General features: G+C 63.2%; 23 protein-coding genes. 10 read left to right on the top strand and 13 right to left on the bottom strand.

Annotated features, from left to right (window positions below; genetic code table 11):
- Positions 1-9 precede the first annotated feature (9 nt).
- Both ACR0BA_RS08475 and ACR0BA_RS08480 read left to right on the top strand, forming a co-directional pair.
- Entirely contained in the window at positions 10-1,527 is a 1,518-nt protein-coding gene (locus tag ACR0BA_RS08475) for a trimethylamine methyltransferase family protein (RefSeq protein ID WP_480727344.1), read from the top strand.
- A gap of 83 nt (positions 1,528-1,610) precedes the next feature.
- Positions 1,611-2,579 carry an agmatinase gene (locus ACR0BA_RS08480; RefSeq protein WP_480727346.1) on the top strand — a complete coding sequence of 323 codons (969 nt, stop codon included), beginning with the start codon at positions 1,611-1,613 and terminating at the stop codon, positions 2,577-2,579.
- Here ACR0BA_RS08480 and ACR0BA_RS08485 read toward each other — a convergent pair.
- The 8 genes from ACR0BA_RS08485 to ACR0BA_RS08520 form a co-directional block, all read right to left on the bottom strand.
- Positions 2,576-3,556 (bottom strand): arginase family protein, encoded by a 981-nt coding sequence (locus ACR0BA_RS08485; protein ID WP_480727348.1) that lies wholly within the window; start codon positions 3,554-3,556, stop codon positions 2,576-2,578. The genes ACR0BA_RS08480 and ACR0BA_RS08485 overlap by 4 nt on opposite strands.
- Positions 3,557-3,617: 61 nt before the next feature.
- The gene (locus ACR0BA_RS08490) at positions 3,618-5,207 is read right to left on the bottom strand and encodes an ABC transporter permease (RefSeq protein WP_480727349.1); all 1,590 of its coding nucleotides are present in this window, start codon (positions 5,205-5,207) and stop codon (positions 3,618-3,620) included.
- Positions 5,200-6,237, bottom strand: coding sequence for a quaternary amine ABC transporter ATP-binding protein (locus ACR0BA_RS08495; RefSeq protein ID WP_170339611.1), 1,038 nt, complete (start codon positions 6,235-6,237; stop codon positions 5,200-5,202). The genes ACR0BA_RS08490 and ACR0BA_RS08495 overlap by 8 nt, the downstream gene beginning before the upstream one ends.
- An 84-nt stretch (positions 6,238-6,321) precedes the next feature.
- The gene (locus tag ACR0BA_RS08500) at positions 6,322-7,272 is read right to left on the bottom strand and encodes an ABC transporter substrate-binding protein (protein ID WP_170339609.1); all 951 of its coding nucleotides are present in this window, start codon (positions 7,270-7,272) and stop codon (positions 6,322-6,324) included.
- A gap of 347 nt (positions 7,273-7,619) precedes the next feature.
- Entirely contained in the window at positions 7,620-8,396 is a 777-nt protein-coding gene (locus ACR0BA_RS08505) for a heme ABC transporter ATP-binding protein (protein ID WP_480727351.1), read from the bottom strand.
- The gene (locus ACR0BA_RS08510; protein ID WP_480727352.1) at positions 8,397-9,470 is read right to left on the bottom strand and encodes a FecCD family ABC transporter permease; all 1,074 of its coding nucleotides are present in this window, start codon (positions 9,468-9,470) and stop codon (positions 8,397-8,399) included.
- On the bottom strand, positions 9,467-10,315 hold the full coding sequence (locus ACR0BA_RS08515) for a heme/hemin ABC transporter substrate-binding protein (RefSeq protein ID WP_480727353.1): 849 nt from the start codon (positions 10,313-10,315) through the stop codon (positions 9,467-9,469). Before ACR0BA_RS08515 ends, ACR0BA_RS08510 begins: the two co-directional genes overlap by 4 nt.
- On the bottom strand, positions 10,315-11,367 hold the full coding sequence (locus tag ACR0BA_RS08520; protein ID WP_480727355.1) for a hemin-degrading factor: 1,053 nt from the start codon (positions 11,365-11,367) through the stop codon (positions 10,315-10,317). The genes ACR0BA_RS08515 and ACR0BA_RS08520 overlap by 1 nt, the downstream gene beginning before the upstream one ends.
- A gap of 241 nt (positions 11,368-11,608) precedes the next feature.
- Between ACR0BA_RS08520 and ACR0BA_RS08525 the strand changes: the two genes are divergently transcribed.
- Genes ACR0BA_RS08525 through ACR0BA_RS08550 form a run of 6 tightly spaced genes read left to right on the top strand, consistent with a single transcriptional unit; the run spans position 11,609 to position 16,269 of the window.
- Positions 11,609-13,639, top strand: a complete 2,031-nt coding sequence (locus ACR0BA_RS08525; RefSeq protein ID WP_480727356.1) for a TonB-dependent receptor domain-containing protein — start codon at positions 11,609-11,611, stop codon at positions 13,637-13,639.
- Between the two features lie 23 nt (positions 13,640-13,662).
- Positions 13,663-14,109 (top strand): hypothetical protein, encoded by a 447-nt coding sequence (locus tag ACR0BA_RS08530; RefSeq protein ID WP_480727357.1) that lies wholly within the window; start codon positions 13,663-13,665, stop codon positions 14,107-14,109.
- A 4-nt stretch (positions 14,110-14,113) separates the two neighbouring features.
- Positions 14,114-14,779 (top strand): MotA/TolQ/ExbB proton channel family protein, encoded by a 666-nt coding sequence (locus ACR0BA_RS08535; RefSeq protein WP_480727359.1) that lies wholly within the window; start codon positions 14,114-14,116, stop codon positions 14,777-14,779.
- Positions 14,769-15,140, top strand: coding sequence for a biopolymer transporter ExbD (locus ACR0BA_RS08540; protein WP_171363754.1), 372 nt, complete (start codon positions 14,769-14,771; stop codon positions 15,138-15,140). Before ACR0BA_RS08535 ends, ACR0BA_RS08540 begins: the two co-directional genes overlap by 11 nt.
- Positions 15,137-15,532: an ExbD/TolR family protein gene (locus ACR0BA_RS08545; RefSeq protein ID WP_480727360.1), complete on the top strand. Its 396-nt coding sequence runs from the start codon at positions 15,137-15,139 to the stop codon at positions 15,530-15,532. Before ACR0BA_RS08540 ends, ACR0BA_RS08545 begins: the two co-directional genes overlap by 4 nt.
- Complete coding sequence (locus ACR0BA_RS08550; RefSeq protein WP_480727362.1) at positions 15,529-16,269, top strand: energy transducer TonB; 741 nt, start codon at positions 15,529-15,531, stop codon at positions 16,267-16,269. The genes ACR0BA_RS08545 and ACR0BA_RS08550 overlap by 4 nt, the downstream gene beginning before the upstream one ends.
- A gap of 23 nt (positions 16,270-16,292) precedes the next feature.
- Here the strand turns inward: ACR0BA_RS08550 and ACR0BA_RS08555 are convergent, their stop codons facing one another.
- Positions 16,293-17,222, bottom strand: a complete 930-nt coding sequence (locus ACR0BA_RS08555; protein ID WP_480727364.1) for a LysR family transcriptional regulator — start codon at positions 17,220-17,222, stop codon at positions 16,293-16,295.
- A gap of 111 nt (positions 17,223-17,333) precedes the next feature.
- Here ACR0BA_RS08555 and ACR0BA_RS08560 point away from each other — a divergent pair, with 111 nt between their 5' ends.
- Together ACR0BA_RS08560 and ACR0BA_RS08565 are read left to right on the top strand one after the other, a co-directional pair.
- A complete protein-coding gene (locus tag ACR0BA_RS08560; protein ID WP_480727366.1) occupies positions 17,334-17,777 on the top strand; it encodes a cupin domain-containing protein in 444 nt (147 codons plus the stop codon).
- 5 nt (positions 17,778-17,782) lie between these two features.
- Positions 17,783-18,592, top strand: coding sequence for a glutathione S-transferase family protein (locus tag ACR0BA_RS08565; protein ID WP_480727367.1), 810 nt, complete (start codon positions 17,783-17,785; stop codon positions 18,590-18,592).
- 172 nt (positions 18,593-18,764) lie between these two features.
- Here ACR0BA_RS08565 and xylA read toward each other — a convergent pair whose 3' ends face one another.
- The 4 genes from xylA to xylF all read right to left on the bottom strand — a co-directional run bounded on the left by xylA (position 18,765) and on the right by xylF (position 23,266).
- Positions 18,765-20,072 (bottom strand): xylose isomerase, encoded by a 1,308-nt coding sequence (xylA, locus tag ACR0BA_RS08570; RefSeq protein WP_480727369.1) that lies wholly within the window; start codon positions 20,070-20,072, stop codon positions 18,765-18,767.
- A gap of 9 nt (positions 20,073-20,081) precedes the next feature.
- Positions 20,082-20,813, bottom strand: coding sequence for an ATP-binding cassette domain-containing protein (locus ACR0BA_RS08575; protein ID WP_170440915.1), 732 nt, complete (start codon positions 20,811-20,813; stop codon positions 20,082-20,084).
- Between the two features lie 71 nt (positions 20,814-20,884).
- A complete protein-coding gene (locus ACR0BA_RS08580) occupies positions 20,885-22,183 on the bottom strand; it encodes a sugar ABC transporter permease (RefSeq protein ID WP_480727371.1) in 1,299 nt (432 codons plus the stop codon).
- 63 nt (positions 22,184-22,246) lie between these two features.
- Entirely contained in the window at positions 22,247-23,266 is a 1,020-nt protein-coding gene (xylF, locus tag ACR0BA_RS08585) for a D-xylose ABC transporter substrate-binding protein (RefSeq protein ID WP_093965002.1), read from the bottom strand.
- Positions 23,267-23,306 lie beyond the last annotated feature (40 nt).

The raw sequence follows: 23,306 nt of genomic DNA on the forward strand, positions 1-23,306 counted from the left end.
CCTTCGAAGATGCCAGAACAGGGCAAACGCGGCGGGCGGCGGGCCAGGCTGGCGCAACGGGCGACCAAACCGGCCTTTGACCCCTGCCCGCCCGGCCAGACCGGTGGGCAGTACAAACCCCTGACCTTGCCCGAGATCGCGGCGATCCACGACACCGCCCTGCGCCTGCTGGAAAGGCTGGGCATGGGCGAAGTGCCCGACCGTTTGGCACAAGACCTGATCGCCGCCGGCGCGCGGCCCGGCCCGCCGGGGCGGCTGGTCTTTCCTCGCTCGATGGTCGAAGGCGCGGTCTGGCAGGCCGCCAAGCGGTTAAACCTGCACGGGCGCGACCCGGCCCGGTCGATCGAGGTGGGCGGCGACCGCGTGCATTTCGGCACTGGCGGCGCAGCGGTCCAGACGCTGGATCTGGACAGCGGGCTCTATCGCCCGTCGACGCTGGCCGATCTGCATGATTTCACCCGCCTTCAGGACACGCTGGCCAATGTCAGCTGGTTCACACGATGCTGCGTCGCCACCGACGTGCCGGACAATTTCGATCTGGACGTGAATACCGCCTATGCACTGATCCGGAATACCACCAAACCGGTGGCGACCTCTTTCACGCTGGCCGAACATGTCGCGCCCATCGTGCGGATGCTGGATATCGCCGCCGGAGGCCAGGGCGCCTTTGCGGAACGCCCGTTCCTGAAGGCGCATATCAGCCCGGTGATCTCGCCCCTGCGATACGGCGAAGATGCGGTGGACGTGGTCTATGAATGCATCGCGCACAACATTCCGATGTCCTGCATCACCGCCGCCCAGGCCGGGGCGACCGCGCCCGCCACCATGGCCGGGTTTCTGGCCCAGTCGCTGGCCGAAACCCTGGCCAGCCTGGTCATGGTCAACGCGATCCGGCCGGGCTTTCCCATGGTGTTTTCCAACTGGCCCTTCATCATCGATCTGCGCACCGGTGCCTTTTCGGGCGGCAGTGGCGAAACCGCCGTGCTGAACGCGGCCTCGGCCCAGATCACCAACTGGTTGGGGCTGCCCTCGGGCGTGGCCTGTTCGATGACCGATGCCAAGGCCATCGACGCGCAATATGGCGCCGAGAAAGGCATCACCTCGCTGGCCGCCGCGCTGGCCGGGGGCAACCTGATCTACGAAAGCTCGGGCATGACGGCCTCGCTGCTGGGGGTCAGTTTCGAGGGGTTCGTGCTGGATGACGAGATGCATTCGCATACCTATCGCGCCCTGCGCGGGATCGAGGTGACCGAAGAAAACCTGGGCTTTGACGCGATCTGCCAGTCGGTTCTGGGCGAGGGCCATTTCCTGGGCAGCGCCCACACCCATGCAGCGATGGAGCGCGACTATTTCTACCCCGCCCTTGCCGACCGGGCCGAGCCGCGCAGCTGGCAGGACAGCGGCGCGCGCGATGCCTGGTCCACCGCCCGCGACCGCGCGCGTGAAATCCTGCGCACGCATCATCCGCAATACCTCAGCCCCGAACAGGAGGCCGAGATCCGCGCCAATTTCCGGATTCTGTCCTGATCCGACGCCGTTGTGTCGCGGACCGGGTGTTTTTGACGCGGGCTTGGCGCTAGGCTCGGGCAAACCACGACACAGGGGGCCCCATGGCAAATGCGTTCTTTCAACCCGTCTCGGCGATGGAACTGGCCCGCTTTGCCGGTGTCCCCACCTTCATGCGCCTGCCGGCCCTGACCTCGGACGACGACCGGATGGACCTGGTCGAGCTTGGGCTGGTCGGCATCCCTTGGGACGGGGGCACCACCAACCGGCCCGGCGCGCGGCACGGGCCGCGGCAGTTGCGCGACCAATCCACCATGATCCGCGCCATGAACCCGGTGACTGGGGTTGCCCCGTTCGAGCTGGTCAACTGTGCCGACCTGGGTGACGTGCCGCCCAACCCGGTGGATATCGAGGATACGCTGGACCGCGTCACCCGCTTCTACACCGACCTGATGCTGCGCGGCATCGTGCCCCTAACGGCCGGCGGCGATCACCTGACCACCCTGCCCGTCCTGCGGGCGCTGGCCAGCGACGGCCCGCTGGGGCTGATCCAGTTCGACAGCCATACCGACCTGTTCGACAGCTATTTCGGCGGGCACAAATATACCCATGGCACCCCGTTCCGCCGCGCGGTCGAAGAAGGGCTGGTCGATCCCGAACGGTTCGTGCAGGTGGGCATTCGCGGCACTGCCTACAACACCGAGGATATCGAATGGGGCGAGGCGCAGGGCATCCGCATCATTCGCATCGAAGAGCTGTTCGACCGCGGCATCGACGATGTCATGGCCGAGGTCCGCTCCATCGTCGGCGACGCGCCCTGCTATTGTACCTATGACATCGATTTCGTGGACCCCACCCATGCCCCCGGCACCGGCACGCCCGAGATCGGAGGCCCCAACAGCTTTCAGGCCCAGCAGGTCATCCGCAAGCTGGACGGTCTGAACCTTGTCGGCGCGGATCTGGTCGAGGTCTCGCCGCCGTTCGACCCGGCGGGCGGCACCGCGTGGCTGGGCATTTCGCTGATGTTCGAACTGCTGTGCGTGCTGGCCCAGGCGATCGACGCGCGGCGCTAGGCCCGCGCGACGTTCTCGGCGATCATCGAGATCATCTCGAACATCACCGCCGCCGCCGTCAGCGCGGTGATGTTGTTGGGGCTGTCCTTGGTCGGCATCATGCAGACCACATCGCCGCCGACGATGTTGAGCCCCCGCGCGGCATGCAGAATGCCTACGGCTTCGTCGATGTCAAAACCCTTCTCGCCGGGTTCCAGGTTCGACACGCCCGGCGCGATGGTCGGATCAAGGCAGTCGAGATCGAAGGTGATGTAGACCGGCCGGTCGCCCAGAACCTCGCGCGATTGGGCCACCACATCGGCCAAGCCACGCTGGCGGAACTCGCGCATGGTGACGATGTTGTAGCCATAGTCATATGAAGGCTGCAGCCAGTCCAGGCTGCGCGGATGGCCCCGCAACCCGATCTGCATCGACCGGGTCGGGTCCACCTGCCCCTGATCGGCCAAGTAAGCCCCCCAATGCGCGGCGGACTTCTTGGCCCCCAGGAAATGATCGACCTTGGTGAACACATCCGTATGCGCATCCAGATGCAGAAAGCTGACCGGTTGCCCGCCCGCCAGTTCGCCTCGGCCCAGCGCCTGCACGATCCCGCCCGTGATCGAGTGATCGCCGCCCACCGAAACGGGCCGCGCACCGGCGGCGTCGATGTCACGGTAGAAGGCGGTTATACGCTCGATGCAATCCTCGTTGTCGTTGGCGCGCGGGAACGGCACGTCGCCAACATCGGCAATGCGCGCGCTCGACCACGGATCGATCTGGAACAGCGAATGCACCCGGCGCTGCACGGCGGAGACATGACGCAGCGCACGCGGGCCCAGATGCTGGTCGCGCTCGGTGGTGCCGTTGCCGGCGGAATGCGGCACGCCCACAAGGGCGATATCCTGGTCCTGCGGCCCCACATGGGGGCACCGGAACAGGGTCGGCACGCCCCACCAGTACAGGTTGTCCATCATGGATTGTTCGTAGCGGTCCGCCATCATGTCTCCCCGCCCTTAAATGAAACCGCCCCCACGGGTGACCCGGGGGGCGGCTGTCGCGTCAGATCTTTTCGTCTTCGCGTCGGAAGGCGCCCTGAACGATGCGATCCATGACCATGGCCAGGAACAGGATCGCAAAGCCACCCAGCAGGCCCGGCCCCTTGGCCGCGTATTGCAGCGCCTCAAGGATTTCCTTGCCCAGACCCCCGCCGCCGATCAGCGAGATGATCACGACCATCGACAGACACATCAGGATGGTCTGGTTCACGCCGGTCATGATCGACGGCAGCGCCAGCGGGATTTCCACGTCCTTCAGCAACTGCCATTTCGAGGCGCCAAAGGCCACGGCGGCCTCTTTGATGCTTTCCGGCACCCCGCGCATGCCCAGCGCCGTCAGGCGGATCACCGGCGGCATGCCGAAGATGATCGTAGCAAGGATGCCCGGCGGGTTGCCGGTGCCAAAGAAGGCGATGATCGGGATCAGGTAGACGAAGGCCGGCAGGGTTTGCATCAGGTCCAGCACAGGCTCGGCCGCGCGATAGGCGCGTTTGGATTTGCCGAACCAGATGCCCAGCGGAATGCCGAAGGTGACGCACAGCAGCACGGCCGCGCCCACCAAAGCCACCGTCTCCATCGCCACGTCCCAATAGCCCAGCAGCGCGATATAGGCCAACGACGCGGCGGTGAAGATCGCCACGCGCGGACCCGCCGCGCGCCACGCGGTCACGCAGATCACCAGCATGACCACCGGCCAGGGCGACCCGATCAGGGCCACGGTCAGCCCGTCCAGAACCGAGCGCACACCGGCAACGATCCCGTCGAAAATGTCTCCGCCCGCGGCGGCTGCAGCGTCGATCCGGGCCTCCATCCAACTGGCCACGACCGAGAACAGTGTTCCCTGATCAGGCCCGAGTATCATCTCGGAGACTTGTTTCTCGGGGAAGGCATCCAGCAGCGGAAGCGAGGCATTCACCGTGAATTTGTAAACGATCAGCGGTCCGATCGCAGCGATCAGAACTGCCCCCAGTACCGTGTTCCGAGTCGAGCGGCCGCTTTCGGTGTTGTCGGGGTTGATCCGCCAGTTCGAGTACTGTTTTTCGTACACCCGGTCAGCGTAGAACCCCTGAACCAGCTTGAAAACCAGCAGCATCAGAAGCCCGGTGACCATGATCCCCAGGGCTTCGGACTGTGCCAGCTGCGCTTTCTCAAGGCTGCTGTCCGCCGCTTTCTGGATATTCGCGGCCAGTTTGTTGAACCGGTCTATGTCTGCCTTCTCGGTTGCATCCGCCGCGCGGGCCAGCAGCTCATTTGCGCGTTCCTGCTGACGGGCCGCGCGTTCGGCCAGATCGGCCCCCGGGTTACCCCAGGCACCGCGACCGATCTGCACCCAGGCGATGATCTCAAGGATCAGGAAGGTCCAGAACATTCCCCAGATCGCCCGCGAGGCGGACCAGAACGGCCCCAGCACCGCCGCCCACAGGTTGAACGTATTCGGGATCGGACTGGTCGCGTCGTGGATCTTGTGAAAGGCGTTGACGTAGTAGTCACCGTTGGGGCCGGCGAATTCATGGATCGACCAATCCAGCGCCTCGCGGTCCACCTCGATGTCGGAGGCGGCCGTGACTTTCAATTCCGTGGTTGCATCAGTCATTTTTGCCCCCCTGAATTCCGCGCAACAGGCGTGGTTTGGTCACGACGCCGACATCCTGACCGCCATCGGTGATCACCACCGGAAGCTCGGTGTTCACGGCCAGGTCGATCAGCTGGTCGAGGTCTGCGCCCTCATCGGCACGCGGCGCGCCATCCAGCGGGCCGGAATAACTGTCCAGCGGCTCCATGATCGAATGCGCCTTGACCAGTTTGAGTTTGGATATGCCCTGCACGAACTCGCGCACGTAGTCGTCGGCCGGGTTCATCACGATGTCCTCGGGCGTGCCGATCTGGACGATCACACCGTCCTTCATGATGGCGATGCGGTGGCCGATGCGAATGGCCTCGTCCAGGTCATGTGTGATGAACAGCGTGGTTTTTTTCAGCTGCGCAACCAGCGCCTTGAACTGATCCTGCAATTGCAGCCGGATCAGCGGGTCCAGTGCCGAGAATGGTTCATCCATCAACAGGATTTCCGGGTCCGAGGCCAGCGCGCGCGCAATGCCCACGCGCTGCTGCATCCCGCCGGACAGTTCCTTGGGCAGCCGGTCCTCGTAGCCGGTCAGGTCCACCAGTCCCAGCGCGTGATCGGACACCGCCCAGCGCTTGGATTTCGAGACTTTGCGGATCTCAAGCGGATAGGCCACGTTGTCGCGCACCGAGCGGTGCGGCATCAGCGCCATGTGCTGGAACACCATCCCGATCTGCTGGGCGCGGATGCGGCGCAGCTCGGACTCGGAGATCTTGGACACGTCCTGCCCCATGATCTCGATCTTTCCGGCCGTGGGTTCGATCAGGCGATTGACATGGCGCACAAGGGTCGACTTGCCTGAACCCGACAGGCCCATGATGCAAAAAATCTCGCCACGCGGCACTTCGAACGTGGCGCCTTGAACGCCGACCACGCAATTGAATCTTTCAAGAACTTCAGGTTTTCCAATACCTTCATTCCGGACCGCAGCCATGGCTTCTTCGGCCCGTGCACCGAAAATTTTCCAGACATTTTCTAGTTTTACGACAGGTTCGTCCATTTGCCCCTCATCTACGGGGTTGCATCCCGGCAAACAGGCAAAGGGCCGCCGCGATCAGTCGCGACGGCCCCATGCGTTTGTGATTTAGTTCGTCAGCCAGCCGATAACGGTGTCTTCGTTTTCAGCCACCCACTGGCGGGCGAAATCGGCTGCTTCCATGTTATCCACAGCCAGCGCCTTGCCCATCGCGCTCAGATCATCACCCTGCATCTGGTAGTTGCGGAACAGGGCCGCGACCTCGGGGTGATTTTCCTCAAGCTCTTTGGCGTAGTGCAGGTGCAGAGTTGCCCCGTTCCACGCGGTCGAGGCCTCGGATTTGTCCAGCCAGTCCGGGTCATCGGTGGGCTGAACGATCGTCCAAGTGGCCGGATCATGCGGCGGCTCTTCCAGCACGGTCAGTTCTTGGGTCACGAAGATGTAGTGCGGGCTGTAGCAGAACCCGATCCACGGATCGCCGGCCTTGGTCGCGTTTGCCAAATTAGCGTAGGCGATGGTTTCCTCGTACTCGGTCAGCTCGAAGATCTGGTCATAGCCATAGGACTTGGCGCGGATCTTCTCGACCACGGTCGACGCCCAGCCGGGTGCGCCGATCCAAACCTCGGGGGTACCGTTTCCGTCAGTGTCGAAGATGGCCATCTTGTCCGGATCGCTCAGGTCGTCGATGGATTTGATGTCATATTCCTCGGCAATGTAGGTCGGAACGCACATACCCTGCTCGGCCTGAACCGGGTTCTCGTTCATCACGACTGTGCCGTTCTGTTTGACATAGGTGTCGTGCAGGTTCTGCTGGTTCGGCATCCAGACTTCCGGGTGGACGTGCATCGCGCCGGAATCCATCGCTTCGAACACGATGGGGTTGGTCCCGTTCTGCAATTCGACATCAAGGCCCAGGTTTTCTTCGATAACGACTTCAAGAATGTGCGCGGTGGCGTTCACCGACGCCCAGTTCGGGACACCGATCACGATATCGGCAGCAAAAACCGGGGCAGCGACCGCCATCGATGCGCCCCCCAGTAACGTAGCAAGTTTGTTCATGTTGCATCTCTCCATGTTGGTCGTCTTCGGCGCTGATTCTCGTTGATCGAAAGCGATCAGGCGGACGGGCCTGATCGTCGAGATCGGGTCAGCGTCTCGGGTGTATTAAGCGCGTTTCGCATGTGAACACGCCCCGCACTGAAAAAAGTGAAGCACCTGCCGTTTGACCCATCAAGCGCAACTTCGAACCGGGGTCACGGTTTCGAAATTCTCGCAGAATGGTTTCGCTAAATTCCGAATAGCGGTCCCACGCGTCGTGGTGAAACCCGTGAGCCCGTGCGTTGGATTGGTACGCCTGCTGCATGAAATCTGGCTGCCATGCAGTTTGGCTCAGTGGGGTTTGGGCCTCAAACCAGCGCCTGCGGCAAGATAAACGGAACGTCAGTTGCCGGCAGCGTGCTGACCGGCAGATCGATACCATAGACCTGCCGCATCACCTCGTCGGTCATGACATCCGAAACCGCGCCGGTGCGCCAGACCTCTCCGTTCGACAGCACGCAGACCTTGTCGGCGAACAACGCGGTCAGGTTCAGGTCATGCATCACGACCACGACGCCGCCGCCCTGATCGGCGAATTCGCGCGCGATGCGCAGAACCGTGAACTGATGCGCGATGTCCAGGCTGGCGACGGGCTCGTCCAGTAGCAGCCAGCGCGGCCGGTCGCGCCGCACCGAGCTCCAGACCTGGGTCAGAACGCGCGCAAGCTGCACGCGTTGCTGCTCGCCGCCGGACAGGTTCTGGTACGAGCGCGGCTCGAACCCTGCAAGATCGACATGCGCCAGCGCGCGCGACGGCAGGGCGTCGTCGCCGTCGGCCAGGCCGCCGGGCAGGCCCAGGCGCACGACTTCCAGCGCGGTAAAAGGAAAGGCGACTGCCGAGGATTGCGGAAGAACGCCCCGCATCGCCGCCAGTTCCCAGGGCTGCTGGGCCGCGATGTCCTGACCGTTCAAGGTGATACGGCCGGCGTACGGGATGTCGCCCGACAGCGCCCTAAGCAGCGTGGATTTGCCCGAGCCGTTGGGCCCAATGATCGCAGTGACCTGTCCGGGTTCGGCCAGGAAATCCACATCGCGCAGGATCTGCTTGCGCCCGATGCGGACGCTGACATTTTCAGCTTTCATCATTCACATTCCCATCGATCCGTGGCGGCGCAGCAGGATCCAGAAGAACACCGGCGCGCCCAGAATGGCCGTGACGATGCCGATCGGCAGCTCGGCCGGGGCCACGATCACCCGGCTGATCATGTCGGCGGCCAGCAACAGGGCGGCGCCCAGCAAGGCCGCATTCACCAGCAGCCGATGGTGATCGGGGCCGGTGCCCAGCCGCAGCAGATGCGGCACGACGATGCCGATGAACCCGATCCCGCCCGACACTGCCACGGCCGCGCCAGTGGCGGCGGCCACCGTCAGGATCGCGATGTTCTTGCTGCGCTGCACCGGAATGCCGATGTGATGGGCCACCGCTTCGCCCATGGCCAGGCTGTTCAGGGCGCGGGCCAGACGCTGCGCGCACAGGATCGACGCCAGGATCAAGGGCGCGGCGGTGGCGACCTTGGTCCAGGTCGCGCCGGCCAGCGACCCCATGCCCCAGAAGGTCAGATCGCGCAGCTGTTGATCGTCGGCGATGTACACCATGACCCCCGACACCGCGCCCGACAGGGCCGCCAGGGCGATGCCGGCCAGCAGCATCGTGGCCACCGAGGTCTGCCCCTGGCGCGTCGAAACGCGATAGAGGATCAGGACCGACGCCCAGCCGCCCAGAAAGGCGGCAACCGCGATCAGGCCACTGCCGACCCAGGCCAGAACGGCGGCGGGCAGAAGGTTGCCGAAGACGATGGCGGTGATCGCGCCCAGCCCCGCCCCCGCGCTGACGCCGACGATGCCCGGATCCGCCAGCGGGTTGCGGAACAGCCCCTGCATCACCACGCCCGAAACCGCCAGCGCCGCCCCGACCAAGATGCCCATCGCCAGCCGCGGAAGGCGGATGTCCCACAGCACGATCCGGTTCAGATCCGACAGGCCCCGGCCATGCAGCAGATCTGACACGGCCATCTTCAACGAGGCCTCGGACGCGCCGACCGAGATGCTGGCCATGCTGGTCACGGCCAGAAGGCCGATCAGGGCCAGGGTCACCCATGTCGCCCGCGACCTGCGGGCCTCGGCGGACGGTGGCGCGCCGTTGTCCAGTGCCAGCGTCATGAGCCCCTGACGCCTCGCAATGCGGCCGACAGATCCATGACCGCGTCGGCGGTGCGCGGGCCGAAGCCCAGCAGATAGGTGCCGGGCATCCGGATCAGCGCCCGGTTCCGCCCCGCCTGGGTCAGCCGGACCGCGGGCAGCGCGAACAGCTCTTCCTCCGAGAGGATCGGCCCGCCCTGACGCTCCATCATCAGGATCACGTCCGGCGCGGTGGCGGCCATGGCTTCGGGCGTCATCGTCTTGAAACCCGTCACATCGGCGGCCGCGTTTTTGCCTCCGGCCATGCGGATGATGGTGTCGGCCTGGGTCTCGGCCCCGCCGACGACAAACTCGCCGCCCCGTGCCGAAAGCAGGAACAGCACCTTCACCGGCGCACCCTGCGCGGCGGAGGCCTCGGCCAGCGCCCGGTCCAGCCGGCGCGCGGTTTCGGCCGCCAGGGTTTCGGCCTCGGCCTCGGCCCCCAGCGCGGCCCCCACGGCGCGGATCTTGTCGATGACGCCATCGCGCGAGAATTCGTCGGCAATGGTGACGTAATCCACGCCGGCCTCCTGCAGCACAGCGATGGTCTCGGGCGGGCCCGACCCTTCGAGCGCAAGGATCAGGTCGGGGGCAACCGACAGCACGCCCTCGGGCGACAGGGCCCGGCGATACCCGACATCGGGCAGATCCGCCGCCTCGGGCGGCCAGGTCGAACTGCGGTCACGGCCGACCAGCCGGTGCTGCTGGCCCAGGGCATGGACGATCTCAGTCAGCGAACTGCCGATGGCGATCACGCGGTTGCTCTCGGCCTGCGCGGCCGCCGCCGAAACCAGCAATGCCGCGCAGAGTGTCACCAGGCCCCGCATCATGCCGCTCCGGTGTCGGCCGGGCCGGGCAGCGCGGCCACCAGCGCATCCCAGGCGGGGCGATGATCGGCCTCGCCGGTGCGGCGCCCGAAGATCTGCAGGATCAGGGCGCCGTCCGCGTCGAAAGCCTCGACCGAGATCGCCGGCCCGCGCTGGGTCGGTTTATCGACGGCCCAGACCTCGGCGATGTGATCGCTGCGCAGATGCAAGTTGAAGCCCGGATCCAGCACGTTGAACCACGGCCCCATCTGCTGAAGATTTTGCACCGGGCCGCCGTGGATCTCGATGCAGCCGCGGTTGCCGACGAAGATCATCACCTCGATGTGCCGGTCCCGCACCTGTTCGAACAGGTCGGTGACCGCCGCGGGATCAACCGCGCGGGCCAGCGGTTCGCCCGCGATGCGATAGGCGCCCAGCCGGTTCATCTTGAGCTTCGAGGTCAGGCGCAGGAACTGGTGCGTGTCCGTCATCTTGGCCCATTCGCGGCGCAGCGCGTCGGCCTTGTCGGCATTGGCCTTGGGCGCTTCGACCGGTTTGCGCGGCGCGACCGTCATCGTCTGACCTTGATCCTCGGCGGCCAGTGTCCGAACCAAACTGTCCCAGTGGCCCAGGTCCGAGCCATCGCGCAGGAAGATCTTGTGAACCGCGTCCCCGGCCGCATCGAACACCTGGATCGAGCGGCGCAGACCGGCCTCGGTTTCCCGCTCGACGGCAAGGACATGGCGCCATTGCGCGGGGAACATACGCAGGTCGATCTCTTCGGTCAGCACCATCGCGGCATGCTGGCCGCTGTGGTAATTGTCGTATCGCCCGATCTTTTCGATCACGCAGGACGGGTTGCGCGTCAGCGCCATGACCTCGCCCAAGCCGGCCAACTGGCCGAACAGCCCGTCAAGGCCGGGGTTCAGCCGCGTCACGCCCTGCCCTGCAAAGGACGCGACCAGCTGGCCCTCGCTCAACCCCAGCGATTCCGCGAAATCGCGGTCTCGCTGGCCTGTCTTCTGCGCATAGGCAGCACGAATATCCTGAGGAGCCATAAGCACCTGTTCCATAGCGGGTTTCCCGTCTTCTTCGTGGTTCCAAGGGGGTGCTGGCCCGGGTGCTGATCGCAAACAGCGCCCTGCTGGCAGTGCCAAAATTACAGGCACGAAATTATGTTGACTGTTTTAGTCACCTTTATTAACGAGCACAAGTCGCCGCGAACAGGCGATTCCAAAAAACAGAAAAAAAACTGACCAGCGCCAGCGAACTGCAAGCATCTCCGGTCCTCACACTTGTTTCGAAGGGACAGAAATGCGTGCGCGTACTCATATTGCAGGCCTGCTTGGGACGGCCTCTTGCCTTGGTTTGACGGCGTCCATGGTTTGGGCGCAGGAACAGGATGACGGGTTCCTCGGGACCCTGGAACTGGGCGAAAGCAAACGCGAGATCCAGACCGCCACCGCGGTTCCGGTCACGAATATCGACCAGGAAGAGATCGATGACCGTCAAGCCAACACGGTGGCCGAACTGATCGATTCGGTTCCCGGCGTCACCCTGGTGAACGGCTCGACCCCGCAAGGATCGGGCATCAATATCCGCGGATACGGGGCCAACGGCACCTTCGGCACCGACCAGAAGGTTCTGATCCTGGTCGACGGCGCGACCACCGGCGCGGAAGAGCTGTACCGGATCGGCAACCAGATGTTCACCGATCCGCAGCTGTACAAAAGCGTCTCGGTCATCCGCGGCACGGTGGGGTCCTTCGAATACGGCTCGGGCGTCGTCGGCGGCGTGGTTCAGCTGGAAACCAAGGACGCGTCCGACTTTACCGGTGGCGAGCCGGGGTTCCGCTTCCGCCAGACGCTCGAGGGGTATTCCAACGGCAACGGCTTTGCCTCGTCGTCGATCCTGGCGTGGCAACCCAACCGGCAAACCGAATTCCTGTTCAACTACACCTATCGCGACCAAAGCGATCAGAAGGACGGGAACGGCGACACGATCGGCAACAGCGCCTTTACCCTGCCGTCGCTGCTGGCCAAGGGGAAATACAGCTTTGGCGACAACCTTGAACATTCGATCACCGCGACCTGGAACCAGTCCTCCTCGGAAGAGCGCGACGTGCCCTATGATTCCTTCGGCACGACGGCGGACGCCTTCGGCAACGTGGACCGCGAAATCGAAACCCGGATCGCCGTTCTGCGCTATCAGTACCGGCCGGCCGGCAACGATCTGGTCGATCTGGACGTCAATCTCAGCTATTCCGAGCAGTCCATCGACAGTAGCTATGTGCCCGGTTCGTCCAGCCTGGAGGGAACGCCCTTCTTCCCCGGCATCCGGGCGCTGGCCGATGCCACGCACAATTACGAAACCACCAAGCTGACGATCAAGAACAGCGCGTATTTCCAGACCGGGGCCGCGTCGCATGATCTGCGGTTCGGGGTGGAATTCATCGACCGCGAGCGGCTGGATGCCCCATCGGCGCCGGGTGGCACCGACCGTCGCGTCGCGCTGTTTGCCGTTGACGACATCCAGTTCGGCGACCAGCTGACCGTCACGCCCGCGCTGCGGTACGAAACGCAGGACATCAAGGGCAACGGCGACGCGGCGGCGCCCTTCAACGCCAGCTATGACAACGACGCGCTGATGGGCGGCCTGTCGGCCCGTTATGAATTTGCCAGCGGCTTCGCGGTGTTCGCGGGCGGGGCCTATACCGAAAGCCTGCCGATCATCGACGATCTGGGCACACCGCTCTACATGACCCAGCCCGAGAAATCCCGCACCTGGGAGGCCGGCTTTTCCTATGACCGCGGCGACATCTTCGCCGCCGGCGACGCCCTGCGCGCCAAGGTCAATCTCTACAGCACCGATCTGTGGGACATCACCTCGTACGTGTCGGGCACCCCGTCCCACCCCCTGTCCAAGGTCGAAACCGAGGGCGTCGAGATCGAGGCCTCCTATGCCCATGCCACGGGCTTCTACGTCGATTTCAACGCCAACATCGTCAGCGCCACCGAATTCAGCGCGGCGGGCATCGGATCGCCGTGGCGCAACGAACCCACGGATTCGGCGCGGATCACCCTGGGCAAGCGGTTTGGCGAAACCCTGGATGTCAGCTGGGAGATCTTCGGAGCCAAGTCGGGGCTCGATTCCTCGGGCGATCCAGTTGCCGGATACGGGGTGAACACCCTGCGCGCGACCTATCTGCCGCAAGAGGGCGCGCTGGCCGGGTTCGAGCTGCGCGCGGGGATCGAGAACATCTTTGACAAGGCCTATCAGCCGAACCTGTCGACCCGCAATTCGCCGGGCCGGAATTTCAAGCTGACCGTGGCCAAGACCTTCTGAACCCCTCAGGGAAAGGACCCGTCATGACAAAAGCCATGCAAAATCTTGTTCGGGCGGTCCTGCTGGCCCTGCCCCCCATCGCGGGGGCGGGGTTGGCCAGTGCCGAAGACACGCAGGGCGCGGGCGGCGTCACGATCGAGCTTAGCTCGGCCGTGGACCAGGATCAGGGCTGCCTGCTGAGCTTCGTGGTCGAAAACGCCCACCCCGCCGATATCGGCGGCGCCGTCTATGAAACGGTGCTGTTCGGCGCGCAAGGCGAAGTGGCCCTGCTGACGCTGCTGGATTTCCAGGACCTGCCCGCCGGGCGGCCCCGCGTGCGCCAGTTCAAATTCGCCGGCCTGGCCTGCAATCAGATCAGCCGGATCCTGATCAACGGGGTGCAGGACTGCGCCTATCCCGGCGATCTGGCCGATGCCTGCCTGTCCGGTCTGACGCTGCGCAGCCGCCTTGAGACCGAATTGATTGGATGATCCGATGGATGCGTTTCTGCAAAGACTGACCGCAATTCTGGACCTGGGCGGCCCGGTCGTGGCGGTTTTGATCGCGACCTCGGTCGCGACCATGGCGCTGATCCTCTACAAGCTGTGGCAATACAAGGCCGCCGGGGTCGGACGGCATGTCGAGCTGTCGCTGGCCATCGAAGCCTGGGACCGCAACGATCGGGCCACTGCGCGCGCGCATCTGGACCGAAGCCGCAGCTATCTGGCGCCGGTGGTCGCCATGGCGCTGGAGGGGCACGGGCCGGAACTGATGGACCGCGCCGATGCCGAGGCCGAGGCGCGCTTTGCCGGGCTGGAACGCGGGCTGAACGTGCTGGACATGGTCTCGCAGCTTGCGCCGCTTCTGGGGCTGTTCGGCACCGTGCTGGGCATGATCGAGGCCTTCCGCACCCTTCAGGAGGCCGGCAACGCGGTGGATCCGGCGCTGCTGGCCGGCGGCATCTGGGTTGCGTTGATGACGACCGCCGCGGGGCTGGCCGTGGCCATGCCCACCGCGCTGGTCCTGACCTGGTTCGAGGCGCGCATGACCCGCGAACGGGTCTTTGCCAACCGCGCCCTGCGCACGGTGTTTGCCCCCGGCCACGCCGCCGCGCCACGCCCGGCCACCCCGCCCTCCGACGCGCTGGCCCATGGCGCTTGAAACGCGCAAAAGGCGGCACCGGCGCCTGTCGATGACATCGCTGATCGACGTGATCTTTCTGCTGCTGCTGTTCTTCATGCTCACCTCGACCTTCTCGAAATATGCCGAGATCGAGCTGACCACTGCCGCGGCGGGCGGGTCGCAGGCCCAGCGGTCCATCCGATTCATCAAGCTGGAACGCGACCGCATCCTGATCGACGGCACCGAAGTCGCGCCAGACGCGGTCGCCGCACGGTTCGACGGCCGAACCGACCAGCTGGCCTTGATCAGCCTCGGCGGCGGGGCGACCTCGCAGCAGTTGATCGACTTGCTGACCGCCCTTGAACCCGTGTCCCGCCTCAGCACGCAGGTCATCGGATGATCCGGATGACCCCCAAAACGAAACCCGGCCGCGAACCGACGATCGCCTTGATCAACGTGGTCTTTCTGATGCTGGTCTTCTTCATGATCGCGGGCACGCTGGCGCCGCCCCTGGGCCAGTCGGTGCAACTGGTGCGGACGGCGGATCTTGAAGGGCGCGAGCCCCCGGATGCGCTGGTCATCCGCGCCGACGGCGTGCTGGAATATCGCGGGGCCGAGCTGACGGATGTGGCGGCCTATGTCGAGCGCGCCTCGATCGACCTGCCATTGGACGCCGTGCGGCTGGTGCCCGACCGGGCCTTGCCGGCGGTGCGGTTGAAACAGGTCAGCGACGCCCTGCGGGTCCTGGGCGCCAACCGGGTCTTCGTTGTGACCGAGCGGGGCCTGCCATGATCCCGCAATCCCGCATCATGGCCGCCGTGCTGGTCGTGCTAGCCGCCGCGGCCCACGCCGCCGCCCTGTTCGAATTCGACACGGGCGAGGCGGTTTTCGTCGAAGGCGGTGGCGCGGTTGCCCCTGCGGCGCTGGGGTCCTCGTTCCGGGACTATGCGGCCGGAACCGTGGCCACACCCCCCGCCACCACCGGTCACTCACCCGTTGCCCCGACACAGACCGCGCCAGAGGCCCCGGCGGACCCTGCGCGCGCGCAGCCGGCCACCAGGGTGCAGGCGCAGGCCCCGGCCCGGCGGCAGAACGCCCAAACGCCGACCCTGCAAAAACCCGAGCCTCAACAGGCCCGGCCTCCAAAACCACCCACCCCGACCGGCAATGCCGCGGTCAGCCGCAAAAAGGGCAGCGCCACCGGCAAGGCGGCGACCGGGGCGGCCTCGGCGAAACGGACGAACCGCGCCGCGAAGGAACAGGGAAATGCCGAGGCCAGCACCTATGCCGGTCTGGTCATGCGCAAGATTTTGCGCGCCCGGCGAAAAAGCGTGAAAATCCAAGGCTCGGTTCGGGTGACCTTTCGCATCGCCGACAACGGCGCGCTGGCTTCGGTCAGCGTTGCCCGCAGCTCGGGCTCGCCCCGGCTGGATCAGGTCGCACTGGCACAGGTCCGGGCCGCCGCGCCCTTCCCGCCGCCGCCGGCCTCGGCCCGCCGCGCCTATTCGATGGAAATCGTCAGCAAATAGAAACTCAAACCATGCTAATCCGACTACCTGGTGTCCAGCGGCTTCAGCAGATCGAACACCTGTTGCCGCATCCATTTTGACATCGGATTTGCATCCGATCGTCTGTGCCAGATAGCGATGATGTTGACGGGTTCGATTTCGAACGGCGGGGCAAGAACCTTCAGGCCGAACTCCGGCGCAAACTTCCTGGCCAGCTGAGAAGGCACCAAGGCCACAAGATCGCTTGCACTGACCACTCGGCACACCCCTGAAAACACCGGAAGGGTCATCGCGACGTGCCTTTTTCGACCAACTTTCGCCAGAGCCGCATCACCCATCGCCGCCAGTTTGCCCTCGGGTGAGAACAGTACATGCGACAGGGCGCAGAAGGTTTCCATCGGAAGTTCGGTGCCGTCTTCGATCTGTGCAAGGAATGGGTTGTCAACGCGGCCGACGACCATGAAGGACGACCGGAACAGCACCTCTCGGCTGATCCAATCCGGTGCTTCTGTATCCGGGATCAACGCGAGATCAGCATTGTAGCGCTCAAGACTCTCGACATAGTTCTCGGGAACAAGATCCACCAATTGCGCGACCATCTTCGGAGCCTTGCGGTTCAGAACACCCCCAAGACCGGGCATCAGCAGCTCGGCGAAAAAGTCGCTGGCCGCGATCTTGAAAGTTTCGGATGCCTGCCTGGGGTCGAAATCGTCATTGTGGCTCAGCAAACTTTCCAGTCGATTGAGTTCCTCACGCAGCCCGTCCTTGATCGAAACCGCAAAATCCGTTGGGACAAGCTGATTTCCCCGCCGCACAAACAGATCGTCACCCAAGGCGTGCCGCAGGCGGTTCAACGCATTCGACACTGCGGATTGCGAGACCCCAAGTCTTTCCCCTGCCTTGGTGGTGGACCCCGCCGTCAGAATCGCATCAAGAACACGGAGCAGGTTCAGATCAAGCGTTGCGAAATTCATGTTGGTAATACCGTGTATTATGAACTTTCGTTAGATTGATACCGTTTTTTGCGCCTACAAGTAAGGTACCGAAAGCGCTTTCGTTTCATGTCGGATCAAAGGACAGAAGCGATGCATGATCATCTGGTTGATGACGCCACGCTCGAATGGCAGGGCGTTCGTTACAAAACAATTCTGGACCCCGCTGAAACCGGGGGCGCCATGTCGATTGTAGACAGCCTTTCGCCGGTCGGAAGCGGTCCGCCACGGCACATCCATCAGGCAGAAGACGAAGTCTTCGTGATTTTGACCGGTGTCTGCAAAGTCTGGGTCGAAGGTGTCGAAACGCGTGTCGGCCCGGGCGAAAGCATCTTCATACCCCGCGGAAAAGAACACACGTTCAAGGTCATCGGTGATGAGCCCAGCCGTCACCTTGTCATTCTCACACCGGGAGGTTTCGAGGGCTTTTTCCACGCCATGGCAACGGCCCAGTACAAAATTCCGGAAGACATGCCGGACATCGAGGCCGTAGCCGCCAATTACAACCTGTCATTTACTGGCCCTCCATTGGATTGAACGTCATGACCCAGCACATCGTCTATCATATTCCTGTGTGTCCCTTTTCACAGCGGCTTGAAATTCTGCTGGCGTTGCGGGGGATGAGGGACCGGGTGGAGTTCCGCGTCGTGGACATCACCAAACCCCGCGATCCAGATCTGCTGAAGAAAACGCGCGGAACGACCGCTCTGCCGGTTCTCGAGACTCCGGACGGGCAGATCATCAAGGAAAGCCTCGTGATCCTGCGCTATCTCGATGAAATGCTCGAAGGGCCAAAGCTGCGGCGCAGCGACCCGGCCGAGCATGCGGTCGAGTCGATGCTGATTGCCAAAGAGGGTGCCTTCACGATGACCGGCTACGTCTATGTGATGAACCAGGACCCCGCGCAGAAAGATGCCCACAACGAAAAACTGCTCGCGCTTTATCGTGACCTCAATGACTTTCTTCTGACCCACAACCCGAACGGTGTTTTTCTGTTCGATCAGTTCGGGTTGGCCGAGGCGGTATTCACACCGATGTTCCAGCGCTTCTGGTTTCTGGAATACTACGAAGACTTTGAACTCCCGCAAAACGGCGAGTACGACAGAGTCCAAAACTGGAAAGCCGCCTGCATGGCCCATGAGGCCACGGGGCAGGTGACACAAGACGAAATCGTGAAACTCTACTACGACTATGCATTGGGTGCCGGAAACGGAGCGTTGGTGGGCGGCCGCAAAGTGTCGAGCTTTGCGTTCGAGCCACATTGGAAGTCGAGGCCAATGCCACCGCGGGACAAATATGCCGGGACGGCATCGGACAAAGAACTTGGGCTGGTAGTCCCGGCATCTGATTGAAGCCAGAAGGCACGCGGGTCGATCGGGGGCACCCGCCGCGGAGGACCGGCGCCCACAACACGCATTCGAATATGGCCCGGTGGTGCACAGTCGGTCTTAAGTCATGAATACCGGCTGATTAAACCGAACCAGTCTTAGGCTTCCGGGCGCGGAACCGTTGAACCTTTAGCCGTCAGACAAACCTGTTGACGTAGTTCTCCAAGCGCTCCTGCCTTCCGGATCGAGGCTCGGGATTGATACCTTCGGCCAACACTCGAGCCGCGATTTCATCCAGCGATGAGGCAAGCATGGATTGCGCCTCCGGGCTGCCCCATCCGGAGTATCTGTCGGTCAACGCGGCATCAAGCCCGCCATCCTCGATCATCGCGGCGGCGGCCTTCAACCCGCGGGCACAGACGTCCATGCCGCCCACATGCGCCGCGACAAGATCCTCGGGGTCGATCGACTGGCGGCGGATCTTGGCGTCGAAATTCGTGCCCCCGGTCGAAAACCCTCCGGCCTTGAGGATGTAGTAGTAGGCCAACGCGACTTCGGGCACGTTGTTGGGAAACTGGTCGGTGTCCCATCCAGATTGATAATCGTTCCGGTTCATGTCGATCGAACCCAGCATACCCTCGGCCGCCGCCACGGCGATCTCATGTTCAAAGCTGTGGCCAGCCAGGATCGCGTGGCCCTGTTCCAGGTTCAGCTTCACTTCGTCTTCCAGCCCGTATTTCCTGAGAAACCCGATGCAGGTTGCGGCGTCGTAGTCGTATTGGTGCTTGGAGGGTTCCTGTGGCTTCGGCTCGACCAGGATGGTGCCCTTGAACCCGATCTTGTGCTTGTAGTCGACCACCATGTTCAGGAACCGTCCCATATGGTCCAGTTCCAGCCCCAGATCGGTGTTCAGCAACGTCTCGTAGCCTTCGCGCCCACCCCACAACACATAGTTCTCGCCGCCCAGCTTGTGGGTCGCGTCCATACAGGATTTCACGGTTGCTGCGGCAAAGGCAAAGACGTCCGGATCAGGGTTCGTGCTGGCACCCCCCATCCAGCGGCGATGGCTGAACATGTTGGCGGTGCCCCAAAGCAGCTTGGTTCCCGACACCTGCATCTTTTCACCGATATAGTCGGTGATTTCCTCGAGCGTGCGCAGGTTTTCGGCAAAGCTGCCCTGTTCGGGTCGAATATCCGCGTCGTGCCAGCAGAAATAGGGTTGTCCCAGTATTTCAAACATCTCAAAGGCGACATCGGCCTTCATCCTTGCGCGTCCCATGTCGTCTTGCGGGTGCCACGGGCGGACAAGGGTCGGACCACCGAACGGGTCTCCGCCCTCCCATGCGAAAGAGTGCCACCAGGCGACGGCAAAGCGCAGATGGTCCTCCATGCGCTTGCCCAACACCACTTCGTCCGGGTCATAGTGACGGAACGCCAGCGGATTCCGACTGTCTACGCCTTCGTACCGGACCTTTTCGATACCCTCGAAGAAACCGCTTGTCATACCTGCCCCCTATTCCGAATTTTGACCGGGCTGCTTGCCCAGAATGATCATCGACAGCAGATCGTCGTCGGTCACGTCCGCGATATCGACCGTGCCGACCAGCTTGCCGTTCTTCATGACCGAGGCCCGATCGCACAAATCCATGACCGCATGGACATCATGGTCGATCAGGAAAATTCCGATCCCCTGCGCCTTGAGCTGGTGAATCAGATCGGCCACCATCTGCGTCTCGTGCGGGCCCAAGGCGGCGGTCGGTTCGTCCATGATCAGGATGCGGGCATTGAAATAGACAGCCCGCGCGATGGCCACCGACTGTCTCTGGCCACCTGACAGAGCCGAAACCGGATCGTTGAACTTTTGAAAATTGGGGTTCAGCTGCGCCATGATCTTACGGCATTCGGCCTCCATCGCCGCGTCGTTGACCAGACCGAAAGGCGTAGTCATTTCGCGTCCCAGGAACAGGTTCGAGGTGGCGTCCAGATTGTCGGCCAGGGCCAAGGTCTGGTAGATTGTCTCGATATTGTTGGCCCGCGCGTCGCGCGGATTGTTGATCTCGACCGGCTTGCCATCGATCATTATCTGCCCGTGGTCCATCTGATAGGCTCCGGACAGGACCTTGATCAGCGTCGATTTGCCAGCCCCGTTGTGCCCCAGCAATCCCACCACCTCGCCGGGATACAGGTCGACCGAGACCTGGTCGACGGCCTTGATCCCACCGAACGAGATCGAAATGTCTCGCATCTCGACCAGAGGTGGTTGCCCGGAACCGCGACCGGATGCCGGCGGCGTTTTCTGAGTTTCCTGCGCTTGCGTCATTTTCCAACCAATCGCTTGCGATAGACGATGTCGATATAGACGGCCAGAACCAGCACGCTGCCGACGACGATGTTCTGGAACGGCGCATCCACGCCGACCATGGCCATGCCCGACTGCAGCGCCTGCATTATCAACGCACCAAGAATCGCGCCATAGATGGTGCCGATGCCGCCAGACAGGGCGGTTCCGCCAATGACCGCAGCCGCAATCACTCGCAGTTCGTCCAGTGTTCCGATGTCATTGGAATGGTTGGCCAGCCGCGCCGAGGCGACCACTGCCGAAACCGCGCACAGGAAACCCATCAGCGCAAAGATCTTGACGGTCAGCAGGCGGGTATTGATACCCGACAGCTCGGCGGCATCCGGGTTGCCGCCGGTCGCGAAGATATAGCGCCCAAAACGGGTTTTGCGGGCCACGACCGTCAGGGTCACGGCGACAATGATCAGGATCAGGACCGAGATCGGGATGCCGTATCCGACGATCAGGCCCTCGGGCATCGTCTCGCCGCGGGCTTCGAACATACGCTGCAACCGGCGCGTCGGAATGGCATAGCTGTTCAGGATGTACACATATCCCAGAATGCTTGCGGCAATGATCCCGGCGAGCGTTGCCTCGGCCCAGACGGGTTTGACCGGGAAGCCATGCGCCGCCTTGGCCCGGCGGCTGCCCCACAGCGCCCAGATCGCAATGGCCGCCGCAAACAACCCGAACAGCCAGCTTGCCGTTGTTCCCAAGGTTCCGTTCGTTCCCCCGAACATCAGGAAATTGCTGTCCAGCGGCCCGATTGTCTGCCCGCTTGTCAGATACCAGGCGACGTTGCGCCAGACCAGAAAGCCACCCAAAGTCACGATGAACGCCGGAATGGTTAGGTAGCCGACCATCCAGCCATGAAACGCTCCGATCAGCGTTCCGATGGCCAGACCGACCAGGATGGTGATGATCCAGGTGGCGGGATGGTCCAGACCCATCCCCAACACGCGCGGCAACAACTCGGTCTGCGTCATGGCCATCACCGCCGAGGTGGTCGCCAGCAAAGCGCCAACGGACAGGTCGATGTGACGGGTTACGATGATGAACACCATACCGCAGGCCATGATCGCCACCGAAACCGATTGGATCGACAGGTTGAAGAGGTTGCGGGGCGTCAGGAACCGTCCGTCAGTGACGATATTGAACCCGATGCACAGGATCACGAATGCGCCGATCATACCCAAAAGCCGCATGTCCAGTTCCAGCTGTTGGAACAGGCTTGGCTTGGTTTTCTGAGGTATCGGCTGAGACGAAGTTTCGGTCATTTCCGATCTTTCAAATTCAGCAATCGTCCCCGGCCCGCCCATGCAGGCCGGGGACTTTGGAGTTTAGTTGCAGGGTGCGGGGCCGTTCTCGACGCCTTGGCACAGATCTTCCAGCGCGATCCATCCGGCATCCACAACAACCGACAGATTGTCCTTGGTAATCGGAACCGGAGCCAGGAAGACGGAATTCATCGTCGTTCCACCCGGCGAGGTCCAGCTGACTACTCCGTCGATTTCCGACGGGTCGGTGCCACTGCTGAGTGCGACGGCAATCTCGCCGGCTGCCTTGCCCAACTCGCGTGCGTCCTTCCAGACGGAAACGGTCTGCGTACCCAAGGCCACGCGGTTCAGCGCGGCGTGATCGCCATCCTGACCCGACACTGGGATACCTTCCATGCCCTGCGCAGTCAGCGCCGCGACAACACCACCTGCGGTCCCGTCATTCGACGCGACAACCGCATCGACCTTGTTTTCATTGGCGGTCAGGATCTGTTCCATGTTCCGCTGCGCATTCGCGGGCAACCAGCCATCAGTATAGGCTTCACCGACGATCACGATGTCACCGCTGTCCAGCGCCGCCTGAAGGATTTCCTGCTGACCACCGCGCAGGAAGTCCGCGTTCGGATCCGTAGGCGAACCCTTGATCATGACGTAGTTGCCCTTCGGCATTGCCTCGTACACGGCGCGCGCCTGCATGCGTCCCACTTCGACATTGTCGAAGGTCAGGTAGAAGGCGCGGTCGTCCTCGATCAGGCGGTCGTAGGCGATGACGGGAATGCCCTCATCCGCGGCGGCCTGTACGGCCGGACCGATGGCCTGCGCGTCCTGCGCCAGAATGATCAGAGCGTCCACACCCTGTGCGATCAGGCTTTCGATGTCGGACAGCTGCTTGGCCGAGGACGACTGGGCGTCCGCCGAGATATATTCGGCGCCACCAGCCTCAAGCGCAGACTTGATTGCCGCTTCGTCCGTCTTCCAGCGCTCTTCCTGAAAGTTGGACCAGCTTACACCGACGACCGGCTCGGCAAAGACAGCCGAGCCAACCATGGCAACAGCAGCTGAAAAGCTGAGAATTCGTTTCATGATTTCCTCCCGTTGATGGGGCCATCGCGTCATGATTCGC

The organism is Ruegeria sp. CI5, from assembly GCF_056536885.1.